This is a genomic window from Tessaracoccus zhenghani (assembly GCF_054552775.1).
This window is the reverse complement of sequence record NZ_CM137275.1, coordinates 886,183-904,652: the sequence shown is the minus strand read 5'-3', so window position 1 is coordinate 904,652 and position 18,470 is coordinate 886,183. Positions and strand designations below refer to the sequence as shown.

At 67.4% G+C, this 18,470-nt stretch carries 18 protein-coding genes and 1 other RNA gene; 15 read left to right on the top strand and 4 right to left on the bottom strand.

Translation table 11 applies throughout. From position 1 onward, the window contains the following. The first annotated feature begins 16 nt into the window (after positions 1-16). The 11 genes from ssrA to secA all read left to right on the top strand — a co-directional run bounded on the left by ssrA (position 17) and on the right by secA (position 12,427). Positions 17-385: a transfer-messenger RNA gene (ssrA, locus tag ACX1DX_RS04370) on the top strand. An 86-nt stretch (positions 386-471) separates the two neighbouring features. After that, a complete protein-coding gene (locus ACX1DX_RS04365; RefSeq protein WP_459397758.1) occupies positions 472-1,032 on the top strand; it encodes a YqgE/AlgH family protein in 561 nt (186 codons plus the stop codon). 74 nt (positions 1,033-1,106) lie between these two features. Beyond that, positions 1,107-1,814, top strand: a complete 708-nt coding sequence (locus ACX1DX_RS04360; RefSeq protein ID WP_459397757.1) for a hypothetical protein — start codon at positions 1,107-1,109, stop codon at positions 1,812-1,814. Next, entirely contained in the window at positions 1,811-3,259 is a 1,449-nt protein-coding gene (locus ACX1DX_RS04355) for a hypothetical protein (RefSeq protein WP_459397756.1), read from the top strand. The genes ACX1DX_RS04360 and ACX1DX_RS04355 overlap by 4 nt, the downstream gene beginning before the upstream one ends. Next, entirely contained in the window at positions 3,256-4,014 is a 759-nt protein-coding gene (locus ACX1DX_RS04350) for a hypothetical protein (RefSeq protein ID WP_459397755.1), read from the top strand. The genes ACX1DX_RS04355 and ACX1DX_RS04350 overlap by 4 nt, the downstream gene beginning before the upstream one ends. Positions 4,015-4,061: 47 nt before the next feature. Then, positions 4,062-4,763, top strand: coding sequence for an MtrAB system response regulator MtrA (gene mtrA, locus ACX1DX_RS04345; protein WP_459397754.1), 702 nt, complete (start codon positions 4,062-4,064; stop codon positions 4,761-4,763). Positions 4,764-4,854: 91 nt separating this feature from the next. Beyond that, positions 4,855-6,315 carry an MtrAB system histidine kinase MtrB gene (gene mtrB / locus ACX1DX_RS04340; RefSeq protein WP_459398173.1) on the top strand — a complete coding sequence of 487 codons (1,461 nt, stop codon included), beginning with the start codon at positions 4,855-4,857 and terminating at the stop codon, positions 6,313-6,315. Next, the gene (locus tag ACX1DX_RS04335; RefSeq protein ID WP_182763449.1) at positions 6,312-8,006 is read left to right on the top strand and encodes an LpqB family beta-propeller domain-containing protein; all 1,695 of its coding nucleotides are present in this window, start codon (positions 6,312-6,314) and stop codon (positions 8,004-8,006) included. Before mtrB ends, ACX1DX_RS04335 begins: the two co-directional genes overlap by 4 nt. Positions 8,007-8,053: 47 nt before the next feature. After that, positions 8,054-8,713 carry a ComF family protein gene (locus tag ACX1DX_RS04330; protein WP_459397753.1) on the top strand — a complete coding sequence of 220 codons (660 nt, stop codon included), beginning with the start codon at positions 8,054-8,056 and terminating at the stop codon, positions 8,711-8,713. A gap of 142 nt (positions 8,714-8,855) precedes the next feature. Next, positions 8,856-9,458, top strand: a complete 603-nt coding sequence (hpf, locus tag ACX1DX_RS04325; protein ID WP_182763447.1) for a ribosome hibernation-promoting factor, HPF/YfiA family — start codon at positions 8,856-8,858, stop codon at positions 9,456-9,458. Between the two features lie 137 nt (positions 9,459-9,595). Then, the gene (secA, locus tag ACX1DX_RS04320) at positions 9,596-12,427 is read left to right on the top strand and encodes a preprotein translocase subunit SecA (protein WP_459397752.1); all 2,832 of its coding nucleotides are present in this window, start codon (positions 9,596-9,598) and stop codon (positions 12,425-12,427) included. Between the two features lie 7 nt (positions 12,428-12,434). On the opposite strand, the gene ACX1DX_RS04315 is transcribed toward secA, so the two are convergent. The 3 genes from ACX1DX_RS04315 to ACX1DX_RS04305 all read right to left on the bottom strand — a co-directional run bounded on the left by ACX1DX_RS04315 (position 12,435) and on the right by ACX1DX_RS04305 (position 14,535). Then, on the bottom strand, positions 12,435-12,806 hold the full coding sequence (locus tag ACX1DX_RS04315) for an Rv3235 family protein (protein WP_459397751.1): 372 nt from the start codon (positions 12,804-12,806) through the stop codon (positions 12,435-12,437). 134 nt (positions 12,807-12,940) lie between these two features. Beyond that, a complete protein-coding gene (locus tag ACX1DX_RS04310) occupies positions 12,941-14,203 on the bottom strand; it encodes a hypothetical protein (protein WP_459397750.1) in 1,263 nt (420 codons plus the stop codon). After that, positions 14,200-14,535, bottom strand: coding sequence for a cupredoxin domain-containing protein (locus ACX1DX_RS04305; protein WP_459397749.1), 336 nt, complete (start codon positions 14,533-14,535; stop codon positions 14,200-14,202). Before ACX1DX_RS04305 ends, ACX1DX_RS04310 begins: the two co-directional genes overlap by 4 nt. A gap of 83 nt (positions 14,536-14,618) precedes the next feature. On the opposite strand from ACX1DX_RS04305, the gene ACX1DX_RS04300 reads away from it, so the two are divergent. Together ACX1DX_RS04300 and ku are read left to right on the top strand one after the other, a co-directional pair. Beyond that, on the top strand, positions 14,619-15,089 hold the full coding sequence (locus ACX1DX_RS04300) for a DUF6912 family protein (RefSeq protein WP_459397748.1): 471 nt from the start codon (positions 14,619-14,621) through the stop codon (positions 15,087-15,089). 1 nt (position 15,090) lies between these two features. Continuing rightward, positions 15,091-15,900, top strand: coding sequence for a non-homologous end joining protein Ku (gene ku, locus ACX1DX_RS04295; protein ID WP_182763442.1), 810 nt, complete (start codon positions 15,091-15,093; stop codon positions 15,898-15,900). Positions 15,901-15,915: 15 nt separating this feature from the next. On the opposite strand, the gene ACX1DX_RS04290 is transcribed toward ku, so the two are convergent. Beyond that, positions 15,916-16,389, bottom strand: coding sequence for a DUF2505 domain-containing protein (locus tag ACX1DX_RS04290; protein WP_076058715.1), 474 nt, complete (start codon positions 16,387-16,389; stop codon positions 15,916-15,918). A 76-nt stretch (positions 16,390-16,465) separates the two neighbouring features. On the opposite strand from ACX1DX_RS04290, the gene ACX1DX_RS04285 reads away from it, so the two are divergent. After that, entirely contained in the window at positions 16,466-17,320 is an 855-nt protein-coding gene (locus ACX1DX_RS04285; RefSeq protein WP_076058717.1) for a PHP domain-containing protein, read from the top strand. A gap of 57 nt (positions 17,321-17,377) precedes the next feature. Continuing rightward, entirely contained in the window at positions 17,378-18,469 is a 1,092-nt protein-coding gene (trpS, locus tag ACX1DX_RS04280) for a tryptophan--tRNA ligase (protein WP_459397747.1), read from the top strand. Position 18,470 lies beyond the last annotated feature (1 nt).

The following is an 18,470-nucleotide window of genomic DNA, read 5'->3' as shown; positions in this document are numbered from 1 at the left end:
TGTGAACAACTCAACAGGGGGTGACTGGTTTCGACTCGGGACGGTAGTCCCAGGAGAAGCGGGCCGAGGATCCACGTTTATCTCGTAAACGCTGCGTGGAAACCAATAAGTGCCAACAACAACAGCACTGACTTCGCTCTCGCTGCCTGATCAGCGACCGAAGGGTCAGCCCGGACGAGCCTTCGGTCCGGTACCTGGCCTCATTTAGAAGGCTTGCTGAGTAGCGTGCGTATCAGGGGCTACTCGGGACTTTACTGATACTGGGTCTGTCTGCGACTTGCCGACGAAGAGTGCAGGGACCGAGAAGACGACAATGTCGGCTGCGCCCGGAGAAGTCCTGGAACATCTCTTGAGGACGCGGGTTCAATTCCCGCCACCTCCACCCCTGTGCCTCGTGCCCATCCGCTGACCAGCGGGTGGGCACGAGGTTTTTTGCTGCCCTCGTGACGGGCGCCCGTTAGGGTGGTGGGCATGCATACCGGTGCGATCGCCGTGGGTCAGTTGCTCGTCGCCACCCAACCTGGGCGCGGCGGCTACTTCGACCGCTCGGTCGTCCTGATCGTCGAGCACCACCTCGAGGGCACCGTCGGCGTCTGTCTCAACGTGGTCTCGGACATGCCGCCGGAGGCCGCCGCGGCTCACTTCGCACCGCTTCTCAGCCCACCTGGCATCCTCTTCGAAGGAGGCCCGGTCAACAGCGACGTGGTGCTGGCCCTGGGCAAGCCGGCCGCAGAGGGTGTGGAACCGCCCGGCTGGGAGAGGCTCGCGGGCGATGTCGGGCTCGTGGACCTCCGGTTCCCGAGCGAACTGCTCGAATCCTCCTTCATCGGTCTGCGGCTCTTCGTCGGTCTCTCCTCGTGGTCGCCCGGCCAACTCGAGGGCGAACTGATCCGCGGCTCCTGGTTCCGCACGGAGGTGCGCGCCGACGACGTGTTCGGCAACCCGGACGGTCTCTGGCGACGCGTGCTGCGACGCATGGGCGGCCTCCCCGGAAGATGGTCCACCTGGACGGAAGAACCCGCACTGAACTGACCTTTGCGGGTCACAGAGGTGACCCCTCCGCATGTAAGACTTCGGGGGTATGCCGCTACCGAGGAGGGCCGTTCGTGACCGACGACAACTTCGACGACGAGATCCTGGCTCCTCCCGCAGACGTTGTCGCTGAGGCAGCCGCCGTCGCCGACGAATCGCACGAGTGGCACCCCTCGCACGGTTTCGCCGATGCCCGGCTGGCGGTACGGATCTGGATTGACGAGGATGTCCGGCAACTCACGAAGGTGCACGTCTCACCGCGCTGGCGTGAGATCCTCGGACCCAACCGCACGCTGGAGGACGCCTTCGAAGAGGCCTTCTTCGCCGCTTCGATTCGATCCGCCGGTGCTTCTGATCTGCTGGACTTCGCCGTTCTACCGGAGCCAACTCCGGATCCCGAGTCGCCCCTCACGTGGGATGACCTCGACGCCGTGCAGGAGCGCATCGTGGCCCTGGGCGAGCGACAGGCGGCACTCAGGGACAGGCCGGACCACGAGATCAGGTGGGCGGACATCGACGGTGAGAAGACGGTGGCCCAGCGTGGTCCCGTCTCCGTGTCGCTCACCTGGTCGGGCCTGGCCGAGGCCGTACGGTTCGACCGGAACTGGTTGCGCACCGCCACCCCCGACCACATCTCAGCCGCTGTGGTGCAGACAGCACGCAGCGCGTATGCCAACTACCACCCGCCCCATTTCGTGCCCGGCGAACACGAGGAACTGGCCGGCGAGTTCTTCCAGGCGCAGCGAGACCTGCTCACCATCATGGCGAAGGGAACCCGATGACGGACCACAACAAGGGCGACGAAGTACGCTTCGATTCACCCCAACTGCATGCCCGGATCGACGGACCCCTGGCGGCGGATCCATGGGGAGCGCTGGACGAGGACGAATACGCCGTGCCCGGCGAAGTCACGGGCGCCGAGACGGACAAGAACCGCGAGGACCGTCGACGGAGGAAGGCCGCCGCGATGGCACTGCGCGGTTCCGGCACCCGTGGGAGGAAGGGTGGCGGGGCAGGAGCGATGCCCCCCGCGATGATGCCTCCCAACGCCACCGTGGGTGGCGTGGGCGCCGCCCCGGGTGGGGCGGGCGCCATGCAGCCCATGATGTCGGCCGGCCCCGGCGCCGCGGGTGGTGGCATCCCCACCATGCTGCAGGGGGCGCAGGCCGGCAGGCTCGCCGGCCCGTCGCTGTTCGGACCTTCGGGTTCCGGTGCGTCCGGGGCAATGTTCGGCCCTGGCGGTTTCACGGCGCCCGGTGGGGGCCTGATGGCAGCCGGCACGGAGGACTCTCTGGACGCGGAGCAGCTCCGGGAGGCCCTCCGTCGCAGCGGTCTCGATCAGCTGGTCGCAGTGGACAGTGACGGTCGCATCATCGAGGACCCGCTCGTCGACACGGACGGAGACGGCGTCCCGGACACCCCACTGAGCAAGGTCCGCCAGCGGGATGGCAGGAACACCGCTCCCACCGCAGGCGTCCAGGCCACCGGCCTGCAGTCGGTCTACCAGCAGGGACCCGGCAGCGGCTCCTACGCCGCGGGCGCCATGGCGCCCGGCACCACGGCACCCGGCACCACGGCACCCGGCACCACCGTTCCAGGCACCACCGTTCCAGGCACGACGTTGCCCGGCAGCAGCGGGCCGGGTGGCACCCAGTCCCCGTCGACCGGCTACTACCCGGGCGGTCCGGTGGCCGCCGGGGATGCCAGCGGTTCGGAGACCGATCCCAGCACCAACTCGCCGGGCTCGCAGTCTGGCGGTGGTTTCGAGTATGACGGGGGCCACCAGACGGGCGTGCGTCCCCAGGACGGCACCACGAACAGCTCGACGAGCCCCACGTACACCAGCACGGGCAGCCAGACGGGCACCCGCCCATCGGGCAGCACCTCCTTCGCGCAGCCCACCTCCACGTACAGTTCCACCGGTGGTTCCGACTACTCGGTGAACACAGATCAACTGCGCAGGGAATCCACCAACTGGAGCGACCTCGCGGACCGGTCGAAGCCCATGCAGGACACGATCATGTCCACGCCGGAGCCCGGAGCCATGTTCGGCGTGATGACTGAGGCGGTGCCGCCCTACCGCACCGCGGTGGAGAGCAGCGTGCAGGCCGCCTCTGACGCTGGGCTCGAGGCCGAAGCTCAGGCGATGGCGCTGGACGCCGCCTCCAACAACTACGACCAGAACGAAACGCAGGCCACTGACAGCCTCGGAGGGATGAACTCGTGAGCAGCCCACGCTATGACGCGATCAGCAACTCGTTGTCCTCCGCGCGCAGCCTCGCCTGGACGGCGATGCGCAACGACGTGGTGGAGAACTTCCTCGTCCTCAGCCGCCTCGAGAACCTGGGCCAGACCATCCGGGCACCCTGGATCGCAGCGGAGGCGGTGGGTCTCTGGATCAGCATCAACTCCCGGTTGACGGCCATCAGCGCCCACCACGCCTGGCTGGGGGCCAGCAGGCGTTCCCCTGATCTCCTCGGGGAGGCGGCGGGCCAGTGGGGCAACGTCGTGCAGCAGCAGGAACAGATCGTGGCATCCGTCCGCGCGAACAAGGGCCGGATCCGGAACAGCGAATGGACCGGCGACGGGCAGGACAGCCACGTGGCGGATGTGACGCGTAAGGAGCGCAAGGAACTGGCCTTCGCGGAGAGCGTCGAACGCATCGTCACGGGTTGCAAGCAGGCCAGGATGGTGACCAACATGCTGCTGGAGCGCGCGGTGACCATGTGCGCCACCACCGAGTTGCAGTGCGCCGTCGCCAGGACAGGACCCTCGGCCACGTCGCCGCGTGCCCGCAACTGGCGGATGCGTAAGGTCGAGGCCATTCTGGGCCAGCTGGAAACCCGCTACGCTGCGTTGCACCGCGGTGATGGGTGGAAAGACGCTTCGCTGAGGATCGCGACCATTTTCGACGAGAACGCCGAGACGTTGCGGATGCTGCACATCATGCCGGGAGGCCCGCTGCGGATGACCGCAGTGTGACGGCTACGGCCTCTCGCTACCATTGACGGCAGAGCAAGGAGGCTGGGGTGACCGAGGCCAAGGGCAAAGCCCTGATACTGGTGGTGGACGATGACGCGGCGCTCTCAGAGATGCTGCAGATCGTCCTGCGCCAGGAGGGGTTCGAGACCGTCCGGTGCGGGACGGGCAACGAGGCGTTGCAGGAGTTCCGCCAGTCCCGTCCTGACCTCGTGCTTCTCGACCTCATGCTGCCGGGGCGCGACGGAGTCTCCGTCTGCCGCGACATCCGCGCCGAATCCGGCGTACCGATCGTCATGTTGACCGCCAAGTCCGACACCTCGGACGTGGTGGCCGGTCTCGAGGCGGGGGCCGACGACTACGTGGCCAAACCGTTCAAGGCGAAGGAACTCATCGCCCGGATCCGTACCCGCCTGCGCCGCACCAGCGGGGAAGTGGGCTCGGACGTCCTGACCATCGGGGACCTGGCGATCTCGGTCTCGTCCCACCTCGTGAAGCGGGGCGAGGAACACCTGCCCCTCACCCCACTGGAGTTCGAACTGTTGCTGGCCCTGGCACGCCGCCCGGCCCACGTCTTCACCCGCGAGGCCCTCCTCGACGAGGTGTGGGGCTATCGCAACTCGGCAGACACCCGCCTGGTCAACGTGCATGTACAGCGGCTGCGGGCCAAGATCGAGAAGGACCCGGAACACCCCGAAATCGTGATCACGGTCCGCGGCATTGGATACCGCGCCGGTGAAACGCAGAACTGACAGCACCCGGGCACGTCCCGCGCGAGGGCTCAAGGCACTGTGGTGGGGTTCCCTGCCGCTGCGGGTGCTGATCTCGACGCTCGGCCTGTCAATGGTCTTGATGACGCTGGCCGGGGTCGTCCTGATGCGTCAGGCCACGGCGGGCGTCGTCGAGACGAAGCGACAGGCGGCGCTGAACGAGGCGTCGGGCGTCTACGCGTTCATGCAGGAGCAGTTGCGCACGCCAGAGGCGCGGGGCGCCGCCATCCATGAATCGCTCAGCCGGCTGGCGGACCTCGCCGACGCCCAAGCGGCGCAGTACCGGGTGGTGATCCAGGGGCCGGTCTCCAGCCTCACCTCCACCGGCATCCGCGCGGAGTCGGTACCGGTCGGGTTGCGTGACCGGGTGGAGCAGGACCAGGGCATGTTCATCACCCCGACGCGGGTGGTCTTCACCGACCCCACGATGCAGCCGGAGCCCGGCTGGGCCATCGGCGCCGCACTGATCGGCGAGACAGGGGAGCGCTACCCGGTGTTCTACATCTTTCCCATGACCACCGAGCTGCAGACCCTGAGCGCCCTGCAGGGAGCCGTCATCGCGGCCGGCGTAGCGCTGGTGGCAGCACTCGGGTTGATCTCCTATCTCGTCACGGTGCAGGTGGTGAGGCCGGTGCGGAAGGCCAGCACCACCGCGCTGCAGCTGGCGTCCGGCCAACTGGGGGAGCGCATGCTGGTGCGTGGTACCGACGACCTGGCGCTGCTGGCCACCTCCATGAACCGGATGGCCGCTGAGCTCCAGCAGCGGATCCGTGAGCTGGAGACGCTGTCCACGCTGCAGCAACGCTTCGTCAGCGATGTGTCCCACGAGCTGCGCACCCCGATGACCACCATCAAGATGGCCGCGGATGTGTTGCACGATGCGCGTAGCAACTTCGACCCCATCACTGCGCGTTCGGCGGAACTGATGAGCCTCGAGATCGACCGGTTCGACCTCATGCTGGCGGATCTCCTGGAGATCTCGCGGTTCGACGCGGGTGCGGCAGTCCTGGCCCTCGACGAGACCGACGTCGCGTCGCTGGCCGCCGCAGAGGTGGCAGGGAGCCGGTCGATGGCCGGGGCCCTGGGCGTCGAGCTCCGGTTCGAACAGGTGGACGAGGACACCACCGCCGAGGTCGACACCCGTCGGGTCAGGCGGATCCTGCGCAACCTGATCACCAATGCCATCGAGCACAGCGAGGGCAGGCCGGTGGTGATCAGGCTGGCTTCGGACCACGACGCGGTGGCGGTGACCGTGCGCGACTACGGCGTCGGCTTCAAGGCGGAGGACGCGGCCCGCGTCTTCGACCGGTTCTGGCGCGCAGATCCCAGTCGCACCCGGCTGGTGGGTGGCACGGGATTGGGGCTTGCGATCGCGATGGAGGACGCCCGGTTGCACCGCGGATGGTTGACGGCCTGGGGCCGGCCGGGGCGCGGTGCCCAATTCCGGTTGACGCTGCCGCGGGAGTCAGGGCACGAGCTGACGAGCTCGCCGCTGGCCGTCGTACCGGCTGATGACAAGGAGGTGAGCGCATGAGACGCGCTGTGGCCGCTCTCACGGCACTCCTGCTGTCGCTGACCGGTTGCACCACCATTGCGACGTCCGGGCCCGTCGAGCAGGTGCCTCTGGCCGCGCAGCCGCGGGGCATCGACATCGCCCCGGAGCCGCCGAGCGAGGATATGACGCCGGTGCGTCTCGTCGAGGGCTTCCTTCAGGCCATGGCAGACCCCGACGGCGAGTACGCCATCGCCCGGCAGTACCTCACGAGCGAGGCGGCCTCGGGCTGGGCCCCCGTCGACGCGGTCGTGTTCGATGGCGAAGTCACCGGCGGGATGGATGCCGCGGCGGCCACCGGCACGGCCATCGGACACCTGGACGAGACCCATCGCTACACCGCGCACACCGAACCGTTCGAGCATGATTTCGGCCTCGTCGAGCAGGAGGGCCAGTGGCGGATCAGCGCCCCGCCGGACGGGCTCCTGCTGACCCGGTACAACTTCGAGCGCTATTACTCGCGTGTCACGCTCTATTTCATGAGCCGCGTCGGCGCGCACGTGGTGCCAGACCCCATCCACCTGCCCGAATCGCTCCTCACCCCCAGCAACGTGCTACAGGCCCTGTTCAGGGGCCCGGCCGAGGAGATCAGCCGCTCGGTCATCGACGCGCTGCCCCGAGGGGTCAGGCTCGGGGATGGCGGCGCCACCATCGACCAGAGCGGCGTGGTGACCGTGGACCTCGCCCGCCTTCCCGTGGTCCTGGGCGACGACGACCTGCGCCGGCTGGGCGCCCAATTGCTGTGGACGCTCACGTCCATCCCACGCGTCACGGGCATGATCGTCACGAGGGAGGGTGGGCGGACGGTACCCATCCCGGGCGCTTCGGCCAACGGCGTGCTCGAACTGGCCACACAGCAGGGCTACCAGGTGCTGTCCCGGGCAGCGGCCACGGACCTGTTCGGCGTGCGTCGCTCACGGGTGGGTCGCATCACCGGCCAGGACGAATTCGAGATCATGCCCGAGATCGGCTTCCGGGTGGCGGACGTGGCTGTCTCCGTCGACGGGGGCAGCATGGCCGTCATCAACGAGGACCGCACGGAGCTGTCCACCGGCGGACTGGGTGGCCCCGTCTCGAAGGTGGACCTGCCGCTGAGCAATCTGCGCTCCCCTCAGTTTGTGCTGGGCACCTTGTGGCTTCTGGGCAACGACATGACCGGGACCCCCCGCATGGCCACCATCGACCGGGACGGTCAGGCGCAACTGGTCAGCGCCGATCTGGGAGTGGGCCGGATCAGCGACTTCTCAGTGTCGCCCTCCCGCGCCCGGGTCCTGATCGTTGCCGACGTCGGAGGGGTGCCGACGCTCGGCGTGGCCTCACTCTTGGGGGCAAACCCCATCTCCGCGACCCAATGGCGGCCCTTGGAGATCGTCGCGCCTGCCGGTGACGCATTGACAGACCCGGTGGCGCCCACCTGGCAGGCGGAGACGTCCCTGGCGGTGGCCGCCACCAGCGCCGGGGTGCGCTCGATCTTCACCGCGCAGCTGGACGGCTCGGTGGTGCAGGACCTGGGCGCGATCACCGGCGCAATCGTCGACATCGCGTCGAACGTGCGTCTGGGCGGCGGACCGATAGCGGTCACGACCGACCTGGACGTGACCTGGCGCTACGAGGCACGCACCCGGTGGACCCGCCTGGCGGACGAGGTGACCGCGGTGGCCTATCCCGGCTGATCTGTGGACAACGGTGGAGAGGTCCACCCGTTGGCCACAGTGGGGGTGTGTCGACCTTCTTCCACGCCGCCGCTGACCTGCTCCTCGGAGCATCGTGCCCGGGCTGTCAGGCCCCAGGCTGGGGACTGTGTGCCGGTTGCCGCGCATTGCTCTCGGATCCGCCGGAACTGATCGACCGCGGGCTCGACGTGCCGCTGGTGGCGGCATGTCAGTACCGCCCTGTGCTCGAACACGTGATCCCCCGGTACAAGGATGATGGCGCGCTGCATCTGGGCGCAGCGCTGGGGGACCTCCTCGCCCGTGCCGTGGCGGGGCTCGGGCCCCCGCCGGACGCGGTTCTGGTGCCCGTGCCGTCGCGACCCTCTGCAGTGCGGGACCGGGGATTCGACCATGCACGGCGGCTCGCGGCCCGGGCCGCCGGGCGCTGTGGGCTGCCGTGGAGGCCGCTGCTGTCGCGGTCACGCTCGGGGGAAGACCAGTCAGGGTTGGGGAAGCTCCAGCGCAGCAGCAACCTGGCGCACTCCATGGTGGCGCAGGCAGACGGGGCGCCGGTCGTCGTGGTCGACGACGTCGCCACCTCGGGTGCTTCGCTCCGGGAATCGGTCCGCGCGCTGTGGGCGGCGGGCGTGCCGGTGTGGGGAGGTGCCGTGATCGCCCAGGCGGAGAAACTTCCGGGACACACCAGCAAACGAGTGACGCACCCTTGAGGGTGAGGGTAGCGTTGGTGCATGGACACGCCGCAGGCCCACCTCGCTGGGCGACCTGCGGCGTTGTGCATACCGACCGGGATCCCTCCCGGTCGTGTAGCAAGTCGTCAGTGGGCATAAGCCCTGATAGACGGAGGATAAAATGGACATCGTCGTCACAGGTCGTCAGTGCACGATCAGCCCCGAAGTCAAGGAGCTCGTCAGCGAGCGCTTGGCCACCATCGAACGGTTGCGTGACCGGGTCATTCGGGTTGAAGTCGAATTCCAGGCATCCGAGGGGACGAAGAACCCGTCCGACGCGACCACGGTCCAGTTGACTCTGCGGAGCAGGGGACCCGTGATCCGTGCCGAAGCCAATGCCGAAGACAAGACCGCTGCATTTGAGATAGCCCTCGACCGACTGAAGTCCCAGCTTCGTCGGGCGGCAGACCGGCGCAAGACCCACCGTGGCCTGCGCGCCGGTGCCGTTCCCGAGTTCGCTCCCGCACCGGAGCCGACCGAGGAGGAGGAGCAGGGCGTGCCCGTCACGAACGTCGCCGGGCTTGTGGTGACCGGCGACGGCCCGCTCGTCGTGCGCGAGAAGGTCTTCGAAACTGCGCCCCTGACGTTGGCGCAGGCGCTGGATGAGATGGAACTGGTCGGCCACGACTTCTTCCTGTACCAGGATGCGGAATCCGGCCGTCCCTCTGTGGTCTACCGCCGCAAGGCCTACAACTACGGCGTGATCCAGCTCGATGTGAGCTGAGCCACGGCCCCACAGCGCTCGCCCCGACCGAAAAGTCGGGGCGAGCGCTGTTCTGCGCCCCTTGGCGAGTGGGGTTAGGATGGCTGGCGGTAGTCGGCACCGGCCCGGCACGCAACGCGACACGAAGGATGCGCCCCGTGGGAATCATGGACTTTCTGAGCGGCCTCGGCTCGGGAGCACAGCTCCGAAAGCTGCGGAAGGTGGCCGACCAGGTCAATTCCATCGAAGAAGAGTTCCAGGCGATGTCTGACGCGGAGCTTCGCGAAGAGACGCAGAAGTTCCGTGACCGGATCGCGGACGGAGAGTCCCTGGACCGCATCATGCCGGAAGCCTTCGCTGCCGTCCGCGAGGCGTCGGTCCGCGTGTTCGACAAGCGTCACTTCGACGTGCAAATCATGGGCGGCGCCGCCCTCCACTGGGGAAACATCGCGGAGATGAAGACCGGTGAGGGCAAGACACTCGTCGGCACCCTCCCGTCCTACCTGAATGCCCTCAGCGGCAGGGGCGTGCACGTCGTCACCACGAACGACTACCTCGCCAAGTACCAGTCCGAGCAGATGGGCCGCCTCCACCACTTCCTCGGCCTGGACGTGGGCGCCATCCTGACGTCGATGACCCCCGAACAGCGCCGTGCCGCCTACAACTGCGACATCACCTACGGCACCAACAACGAGTTCGGCTTCGACTACCTCCGCGACAACATGGCCCTACGCAAGGCCGACATGGTCCAGCGCGGCCACCACTACGCCGTCGTGGATGAGGTCGACTCCATCCTGATCGACGAGGCCCGCACGCCGCTGATCATCTCCGGCCCCGCCGAGGACAACCACGAGTGGTACCCCGTGTTCGCCAAGATGGCGCTGACGCTGCGCCGTGACGTCGACTACGAGGTGGACGAGAAGAAGCGCACCATCGCCGTCCTGGCCCCGGGCATCGAGAAGGTCGAGGACCGACTCGGCATCGAGAACCTCTACGAGTCGGCCAACACACCGCTCATTTCCTACCTGAACAACTCCATCAAGGCCAAGGAACTGTTCAAGCGTGACAAGGACTACGTCCTCGCGGGCGACGAGGTCCTCATCGTCGACGAGCACACCGGCCGCACGCTGGCCGGCCGTCGCTACAACGAGGGTCTGCACCAGGCGCTGGAGGCGAAGGAGGGCGTCAAGATCAAGGACGAGTACCAGACGCTGGCCACCATCACACTGCAGAACTACTTCCGCATGTACGAGAAGCTGGCCGGCATGACCGGTACCGCGAAGACGGAAGAGGGCGAGTTCCAGAAGATCTACGGTCTGGGCGTCATCACGATCCCGACCAACCGACCCATGGTCCGCGTCGATCAGGCGGATCTGATCTACCGCACGCAGGAGGCCAAGTACGAGGCCATCGTCCGCGACATCGCGGAGCGGCACGCGAAGGGCCAGCCGGTTCTCATCGGTACGGCATCCGTCGAGAAGTCCGAGGTGCTCTCGGCGCTGCTGAAGAAGGCCAACGTCCCGCACAAGGTCCTCAACGCCAAGCACCATGAGAGCGAAGCCGCCATCGTCGCGGAGGCCGGCCGCAAGGGTGCTGTCACGGTCTCGACGAACATGGCCGGCCGAGGCACCGACATCATGCTGGGCGGCAACCCGGAGTTCCTCGCGGACCTCCAGCTGCGCAAGGAGGGCCTGGACCCCCAGGAGACGCCCGAGGAGTACGAAGCCAGGTGGAACGAGACGCTCAAGGCGCTCGAGGACCAGGTGAAGGTGGAGCACGAAGAGGTCGTTGAGCTCGGCGGTCTGTACGTCGTCGGCTCAGAGCGTCACGAGTCGCGGCGCATCGACAATCAGCTGCGTGGCCGTTCCGGTCGCCAGGGGGACCCGGGCGAATCGCGGTTCTACCTGTCGCTCAGCGACGACCTCATGCGCCTGTTCCGTCCCGAACTGCTCGAGCGCGCGCTGCTCATGATGAAGGTCCCCGACGACGTGCCGATCGACATGAAGTCGGTGTCGAAGTCCATCGAGGGGGCGCAGAAGCAGGTCGAGGGTCAGAACTTCGAAATGCGCAAGAACGTCCTCAAGTACGACGACGTGATGAACCGCCAGCGCCACGCCATCTACGGTGATCGCCGCCAGGTGCTGGACGGCGCCGACGTCTCGGCCCAGTTGAAGGCCGCCACCGAGCGTGTCGTCAGCGACGTGGTGCGTCAGCACACCGTCGGCATCCCGGAGGATTGGGACATCGAGACGATGTTCACCGAACTCAAGACGCTGTATCCGGTGACCATCGACATGGACGACATCGCCGACGACCTGCCCGAGCAGGGCGAACTGGTCGAGATGTTCCTCGAGGACGCGGACGCGGCCTACAAGAAGCGCGAAGAGCAGTTGGGTGAGGACACCATGCGCGAGTTGGAGCGCCAGGTCCTGCTGACGGTGCTCGACCGCAAGTGGCGTGAGCACCTCTACGAGATGGACTACCTCCGCGAGGGCATCGGTCTGCGTGCCATGGCACAGCGTGACCCGCTGGTCGAGTACCAGCGCGAGGGTGGCGACATGTTCAACGCCATGATGGACGCCTTCATGGAAGAGGTCGTGGGTTACCTCTTCAACCTCGAAGTGGCTGCACCGGCGGCCGAGCCCCAGTTGAACGTGGGGCTGGTGACCGACGGCGACGGGTCTGCGGTCGGTGTCGATTCCCTCACCGAGAGCCTGCCCTCCAAGACGGACCACAAGGTCAAGACCCCGAAGATCCAGGCTCCAGTTGAGGAGCCACGCCAGGAGCTCCCGGCCGCATTGGCCCGGGGCCTCGAGCGCAAGACCGACAGGAACCTCTCCTACTCGGCGCCGGACGAGACCGGTGAGGCCACGCGCACCGGGGTGACCGTGACGAAGTCGGAGCCGAAGGTGGGCCGAAATCAGCCGTGCCCCTGCGGTTCCGGTAAGAAGTACAAGGTCTGCCACGGCCGGCCAGCCGGAGCGGTCTGAGGCATCCTCAGGCCGCCATCATGGCGGCCGGGCGCAGCACGGCGAGTTCCGTGCAGACCCACCGGTCCCGGTGCACGTCGAGGCGGATCGCGCAGCTGATGACGCGGGAGGCGCAGAGGAGTGACACCGTCGCCTCCACCGCGCGGGGCGTGGGCATCTGCGTCTTGAGCGGCCCGATGGCCATCCGGCGGAAGAGCCCTGCGTCGGCGTAGGACGCCAGCCGGATGAACGACGTGGGCGACAGCAACGGCCGCACCTGATGGAGGGCCCTCCGGCCTGCCATCGCTTCGAGGAGCACGTGGATCAGGCGGACGGCCTGAGGCGGAGCCTGCTGGGGGGTGGGGGACGGACGTAGGGGCGTGATGCTGGAGGGGTTCATGCCGGAGACGCTAGATGGCCGCCCTCTCCCGGGTCACGCCTTTCAGGGCAACGGACAACACCGCACTGGCAACGGACAACACCTGGCCGGATCCGGACAACACTTCGACCCCGTCGGACAACACCCTGTGAAGCTCAGCCTCCGAACATCAGCAGCAGCCCGCCCATGGTGAAGACCACCATCATGGTGAGCAGGGGCAGATGGATCCTCAACTGGGCCGGGGCGCTCCGGAGAGCGATGTCGTGCGTCACCAGCACGCCGAGAGCGTGGCCGCCCACGATGAGCAGCACCTGCGCCACGGCGATGAACGTCGGGTACATGAACAGCGCAGTGTCCGGTGCGGCTTCGATGGTGCCGAAGAGGTTCCAGCCACGACCCAACGGGTCACTGAACCGGATGAGGGTGCGCTGGCCCTCGAGGTAGAGCATGGTGCCGTAATGCGAGAGCGCGTAGCCCACCACCAGCGGAACGAGCCCGGGAGCGAGCGCATCCATCGAGAGCCCGCGGTACGGCCGGGTACCCAACCAGAACAGCCCGTAGATGAGCGTTACGGCGGCCAGTAGCGCCAGAGTGCTGACGGGCCAGAGCCATCCGTCCAGTTCCTGGGTGCCGCGGACCCAGACGCCGGTGTTGGAGAGGGCATCGAAAAGGGTGCCGCCCAGCAGCACGGAGGCCAACAGCGCCAGGTGCCGAGGGGCGCGCCAGGACGCCAGATTCCGCACCGGATTGGTCCAGAGGATGACGCCGCGAGCGTTACGGGCCCACGGCGACATGTGGGCCACCGTCGTCGCATAGGCCTCAAAGGGTTCTGCCTGCTGGATCCAGCGCGGGCCCCGCAGCAGCACGCCCGCAGTGACCCAGAGGAGCCAGCCGACGGCGAACCAACGGAGCACGGGCACGGTGGCGCCGCCGGGTTGGACCAGTTCGAGGTAGAGGAAGGCCAACAGCGCGAGGGCCGCGGGAAGCACCGATGCCGTCGACTGGAAGGGCGCCGGGGCCGTGGCGCCCCTGAAGCGGAGGAGGAGACGCAGCGGGTTCGTGCGACGGTGGACGTCGCCGAACAGCAGCGCCAGCGGGACCAGCCCCACCCACACCAGGACGTAGACGAAGCCCAGTACGGGGTTGTCGATGCGGTCGACCCCGAAGAACAGCGCCGCGGCCATCAGCAGCCAGATGAGGGCGACGATGACCCTGAGCGTGCGGGAGACCACGGGGGAGTCGACGAAGCGCGTGAGCCGCGGCATGTCGCGCCCCTGCTGTTGCTGGAAACGGGGCCGCTCCCACGCGAAGATCGCCACCCAGAATGTGATGATCAGCACGACGGCCCCGCCGGCCACCACCAGAGGGAATGGGAGGGGCAGGTCTGAGCGTGAGGCGATCCCGTGCAGCGGAATCACGACACCACCACGTCTGCCCAGATGCTGTCGGACGTGTGGGACTCGAGTTCGTAACTGCCCGCCATGTCGGCGGTGAAGGTCCACTCGATGGTCTGTCCCGGCTCCGTGAACTCCTCCAGCTCATAGCCGTGCAGATGGGCGTGGTCCGCGATGGCCGTGGTGATGCGCATCGTGACCTCCGCCCCGAGCGCCACCTCGATCCGTTGGGTCGCGCCGGGCGGGTCCGTGATCTCCAGCTCGATGGTCTGCGGGGGAGCGGAGGCCGGCGCGCCGCAGGCGACCAGCGTGACGGCGGTGAGGAACGCGACGACGAGGCGTGACAAGAGCTTCATGGCAGCTCGAACCTACCCCGAATTCCGGGGCCCGCGCAGCAGACCCCTCCTCTGTGTCACAGTGCGGGACTAGGGTGGGGTCCGTGAAGCGTCAACTGGTGTTCATCCCCATCGCGTCGGACGAGCTCGGCATGCTCCGGGGCGAGCCCTCCGTCGAGAACCGGACGGCCTACACCGTCACGCCCGAACTGTTGGCGGAGCTGGAGTACGGCGAGGATGAGTCCGAAGCGGCCGAACACGCCGCCATGGTGCTCGCCTCGGTGGCAGGCCTGGCCCACCACGGGGAGCGCACCATCGTGGTGGCAGAGGTCGACGAGGCAGCGGTGCTGCCCGGCGAGGACCCGGCCAACGGCCAGATCGTGCTCGCGAAGTGCCCGCCACGCGCCATGATCGCCTGGTTCAGCGAGGAGCCAGGGGTGGACGTCGCAGACGCCGCAGCCATCTCCAAGGGGCTCACCATCGACCAGGCCTGGGGACAGCCGCAGGTGCAGGCGCTGCTCGAGAACCACGAACTACTCTGGAATGACAAGGTCGAATACCAGGGAGGTAGCTGACATGCCGCGCTCAATCTGGAAAGGCTCGGTGTCATTCGGGCTGGTCTCCATCCCGGTGAAGCTCTACGGGGCCACGGAGGACAAGGACATCAGCTTCCGGCAGGTGCATTCCACCGACGGGGGCCGCATCCGCTACCAGCGCGTGTGTGAGAAGTGCGGCGAGGTGGTCCAGTTCGCGGACATCGCCAAGGGGTATGAGGCTGCAGACGGGCGCCTTGCCATCCTGACGGATGAAGATTTCGAGAACCTCCCGCTGAGCACGCTCAAGAGCGTCGACGTGGTGCAGTTCGTGGACGAGCACGAGGTGGATCCCACGTTCTTCCAGCGCACGTACTTCCTCGAGGCGGAGGCAGCAGGCCAGAAGCCTTACGTGCTGCTGCGCGAGGCGCTCGCCAAGGAGAACAAGGTTGCCGTGGTCAAGGTAGCGTTGCGCAGCCGCGAATCCCTGGCGCTGATCCGCGCGCAGGGCGACCTGCTGCTGATGCACACCATGTACTGGCCGGATGAACTGCGCAACGGCGAGTTCGCCGCTCCGTCGCAGGAGGTCAAGATCTCTGACGCGGAGATCGAGATGGCCAAGCTCCTCATCGCGCAGTTGGAGGGCGAGTTCGACCCGGAGGCCTACACGGACTCCTACCGCGCCGCGCTCCTTGAGGTCGTCGAGGCGAAGCTTGCGGGCGCCGAGTTGCCTGAGCAGACCGACCGGTCCGCACCGACGGGCGACGTCATCGACCTCATGTCCGCACTCAAGGCCTCCGTCGAGGCCGCGAAGAAGCGGCGTGAGGAGGCCTCATCCAGCAAGGCCGGCTGAGGCCGCCGTCTCACGTCAGCGGCTGAGCCAATCTGCCGCGCGGCGCTCCAGGCCAGCGAAGGCATCACGGATGTACGGCTCGACCTGGGCCTCGACCTTCTTGCCCACCAGCGGGATCTTCACCTTCAGGTCACCGGTGTAGCGGCCCTGCGTGGTGCCGTCGCCCTGGGGCAGCATCTCGGCGTCGGCCGTCACGTCCACGGGCATTCCGGGGACGTCCACGTCCACGGTGCCGCGGACGCTGCCGTCTGCAGCCACGTCGCCGAAGCGGAACACCTGCTTGAGCTTCATGGAGGAACCGATGAACTTGGCGATGGAGGCGGGGACCGGCAGCGACATGATCAGCGTCGTCGCGTCCGGGGTGATGTCCACGCTGTGCTCGGTGGCACCGGCGTGCACAGCGACATCGGCGATGAAGTCCTCATTGCGGAGGAGACCGACGACGCGCTCGGGGTCTGCGGCATAAGTGTGGGTGTAGTCCAGATCCATGACCCCAGACTACTTGCCCGTGAGACTTATCCACGGCCAGCCAAAAGCGGGTTCGCCAGTCCCTAGGATGAGGGCCATGAGAATCGACCTGCACACTCATTCGCGCGTCTCGGACGGCACCGACACGCCGACAACGCTGGTGATGAAGGCGTTCCAGGCGGGGCTCGACGCCATCGCGCTGACAGACCACGACACGTTCGGCGGAGTTCTCGAGGCGCAGGAGGCGGGCAAGCGCATCGGCTTGAAGGTCCTGTGCGGGATCGAGATGTCCACGGAGGTGGAGGGTCGCGCGGTGCACCTGCTGGGGTACGGCTGCGACATCTACGACCGTGACCTGGGCGAGGAACTGGCGCGGATCCGGCACGGCCGCAGCCACCGCCTGCCCATGATGATCGAGAAGCTGAACGCCGCAGGTCTGGAACTGACCATCGACGACGTCAACCGGGTGGCGATGGGCGCGCCGGCCATCGGCCGTCCCCACGTGGCGGATGCGATGGTGGCCAAGGGCTACATCGCGGACCGCGACGAGGCCTTCAAGGTGTGGCTCGACGAGGACCGGCCCGGCTACGTCAAGCGGTATGCGGCGTCGCTCGAGCGGGCGATCGAACTGATTCACGGCGCCAAGGGTGTCGCCGTCATCGCCCATCCGTGGGCGCGCAAGGGACGCGAGGTCATCGACGCGCCCTACCTGGAGCAGCTCGTGCGGGACTACGGGTTGGAGGGCATCGAGGTGGACCACCCGGACCACGACGACGACGCCCGCTCACTCCTGTTCGAGATGGGTGGCCGCCTCGGGCTGCTGCGCACGGGGTCGAGCGATTACCACGGCCTGGGCAAGAAGAACAACCCACTCGGCGCCAACCTGACGCGAAAGTCCGGCTTCCGCGACCTGCTCGCCAGGATCAGGCGCAGGGGCGGCCAGATCGTCTGACCCGGCACGGTTGGCTAAGCTTGGGCCACACCCACTCACCCCAGGCAGGTTAACCCTATGTCCACCGAAGAGATCTCCCTCGACATCGACGCGTCGCTCGCACGATCAACCGCGCGTAGCAAGGAGATCGAAGCGGCCCTCGCCAAGGATCCGTCGCAGTTCCGCATCCTCACCGGCGACCGCCCCACCGGGCACCTGCACATCGGCCACTTCTTCGGTTCGCTGCAGAACCGCGTCCGGCTGGCGCAGCAGGGCGTGGAGACCTTTGTCATCATCGCCGACTACCAGGTGATCACGGACCGCGACGGCGTGGGCCCCCTACGTGAGCGGGTCTACTCGTTGCTCACTGACTACCTGGCCATCGGCCTCGACCCGGCCGACGTGACGATCTTCACCCACTCGTCGGTGCCCGCCCTCAACCAGCTGATGCTGCCCTTCCTCTCCGTCGTGACCGACGCCGAGCTGCGTCGCAATCCCACCGTGAAGTCTGAACTCGACGACACGGGCGAGCGCCCCATGTCCGGGCTCATGCTCACGTACCCGGTGCACCAGGCGGCAGACATCCTCTTCTGCCGGGCCAACCTGGTGCCCGTGGGCAAGGACCAACTGCCGCACATCGAGCAGGCGCGCGTGATCGCCCGTCGCTTCGACGAGCGGTACGGCCGGGCGGACGCGTCGAGGCCGGTGTTCCCGGAGCCGGAGGCGTTGCTCTCGAAGTCCGGCACGGTGCTCGGCCTGGACGGCACGAAGATGTCGAAGTCCAAGGGCAACACGATCGAGCTGCGGATGAGCGCCGACGAGACCGCCAAGCTGCTGAAGCGCGCCGTCACGGACTCGGACCGCCACATCACCTATGATCCGGCGAACCGTCCTGAGGTGTCCAACCTGGTGAACCTCGCGGCGCTGTGCCTCGGTAGGGAGCCGGAGGACGTTGCGGCCGAGGTCGGCGACGGTGGTGGCGGCGGGCTCAAGAAGCTCGTCACCGAGGCGGTCAACGAGTATTTCGCCCCCATCCGTGCCCGTCGGGCCGAGCTCGAGGCAGACCCCGGCCACCTGGAATCAGTGCTGGCCGCTGGCAATGAGAGGGCCAACGCAATCGCCGACCAGACCCTCGATGAGGTCCGGTCGGCGATGCAGATGTCCTACTGAG